Below are 1,868 nucleotides of genomic sequence, written 5' to 3' on the forward strand. Positions count from 1 at the left end.
GACGACGCGAAGGCCCGCCGGGCGGAGGACGCCTGGCGGGCCTTCGTCGGAGCCGGGGCCGCGCGGTCAGCCCCGCGTGAGCCGCAGCCTGTGCGCGACCGCGGAGATCCCGGTCGCGATCTTGTGGCTGCGGGTCGACCGCAGCACCTCGAGGTCGTGGCGCGCGCCGGCGAGCGCGGTCTCGAGCTCCTCGAGCCGCGCCTGCGTCGCGAGGTCCCGCTGCTGGATCGCGCGGTCCGAGTGGTGCCCGCCGAGCGCCAGGACGGTCGGCACGGTCGCGTCGGTGGGCTCGCGCGAGCACACGAAGTAGAAGTAGAGGAACTGGTCGCGCTCGAGCGGTGCGAGGTTGTGCACCGTCGCCTCGACGACGCCCTCGGTCGAGAAGTCCTCCTGCGTGCCGACCGCGACCGCCTGCCACGTCGCCTGGAAGAAGGGCTTCACGTGCGCGAAGTGCGGGGCGAGGAGCTCGCGCAGCTCGTCGTAGACGAACTCGTGCAGGTGGTAGTGGTTGCCCTCGACGAACTCGAGGTCGTTCGGGGTGGAGACGAGGGCGACACCGCCGGGTGCGAGCACCCGGTCGATCTCGGCGACGAACGCCCGGTAGTCCTCGACGTGCTCGATCGTCTCGAACGTCACGACGACGTCCACGGAGTCGTCCTCGAGCGGGATGCGCTCGGCGTTCCCGTGCCGGAACTCGAGGTTGTCCGCGCCGTACTGACGGGTCGCGTACGCGACGGCCACCTCGCTGACGTCGACGCCGACGACCGAGGCGGCCGTGCCGGCCAGCAGGCTGCTGCCGTAGCCGGACCCGCTCGCGATGTCGAGGACGCGCTTGCCGCGCACGATCTCGGCGGCGGCCTGGTAGCGCGTGAGGTGCTCGGCGTAGAGCAACGACGGTCGGTGGAACGCGGGGATCATCCGCTCGCCGTCGTTCTCGATGTCCACCGCGTCCGCGTCCACCGCGTCAGTCATTGCCGTCCGCCTCCTGCACGTGCCGTCTGTCCCACGGCGCCGCGCGCCGACCGGTCAGGATACCCGTCCGAACGGGGTCATCCGGACGTGCGCGTGTTGACCCACGGGTCGCGCCAGGCGAGCCATGACCAGTAGCGCCGGAGGTAGGCGGTCTCGTCCGCGCGGATGACGGGCGACCGGGTCGACGACTCGTAGTGGTGCAGGGACGCGGCCGGCGTGACCACCACCCGCAGACCCTCGCGCACCACCTTGTGGCACAGGTCGACGTCGTTGTAGTTGAGGGGGAGCTCCTCCGCCATGCCGCCCACCTCGGTGAACAGGCGGCGCGACATCAGCAGGCACGCACCGGTGGCGGCGGTGAAGTCCGCGTCGAGCACGCCCGCCCCGAAGTGGTCGTGGCCGGCCGGCTGCTGCTGGAACAGGTGCCACGGCTCCCACGCGTCCGAGTAGACGACCCCGACGTGCTGGATGACCCCCTCCTCGTGCAGGAGCTGTGCGCCGACGACGCCGATCGACGGGTCCTGGAGGACCGAGACCATGCGGTCGAGCCAGCGGGGCTCGATCGCCTCCACGTCGTCGTTGAGCAGCAGGACGAGCTCACCACGGGCGGCCGCCACGCCGACGTTGACCGACCGCGCGAAGTTGAACGGTCCCGTCGCGGGCGCGACGACGAGCCGGTCGCCCACGACGTCGGCGACGGACGCGACGACCGCGGTGTCGGTGCCTTCCGACGGCACGAGCACGAGCTCCCACCGCGCGTACGCGGTGCCGTCGACGAGCGAGCGCGCGCACATCTCGGCGAGCAGCGTGTCCTCGCCGCGCACCGTGCGCCGTCCGCCGCCCGTGGGGACGACGACGGACACGAGCGGCGGCTCGGGGACCGCGCGCCACGTGCG

2 protein-coding genes are annotated in these 1,868 nt (G+C 72.3%); both read right to left on the reverse strand.

Features of this window, described 5'->3' with window-relative positions; translation table 11 throughout:
• Positions 1-66: 66 nt before the first annotated feature.
• Positions 67-972 (reverse strand): class I SAM-dependent methyltransferase, encoded by a 906-nt coding sequence (locus HGA02_RS18075; protein WP_168680660.1) that lies wholly within the window; start codon positions 970-972, stop codon positions 67-69.
• Between the two features lie 77 nt (positions 973-1,049).
• Positions 1,050-1,868: glycosyltransferase family 2 protein (locus tag HGA02_RS18080; RefSeq protein ID WP_168680662.1), on the reverse strand; the 819-nt coding region annotated here is incomplete at its 5' end.

The sequence above is a fragment of the Cellulomonas septica genome, assembly GCF_012396155.1.
Lineage (GTDB): Bacteria > Actinomycetota > Actinomycetes > Actinomycetales > Cellulomonadaceae > Cellulomonas > Cellulomonas septica.

Coding starts and splice junctions, on each gene's coding strand:
- HGA02_RS18075 (WP_168680660.1), bottom strand. CDS start 972: ATGACTGACGCGGTGGACGCGGACGCGGTGGACATCGAGAACGACGGC.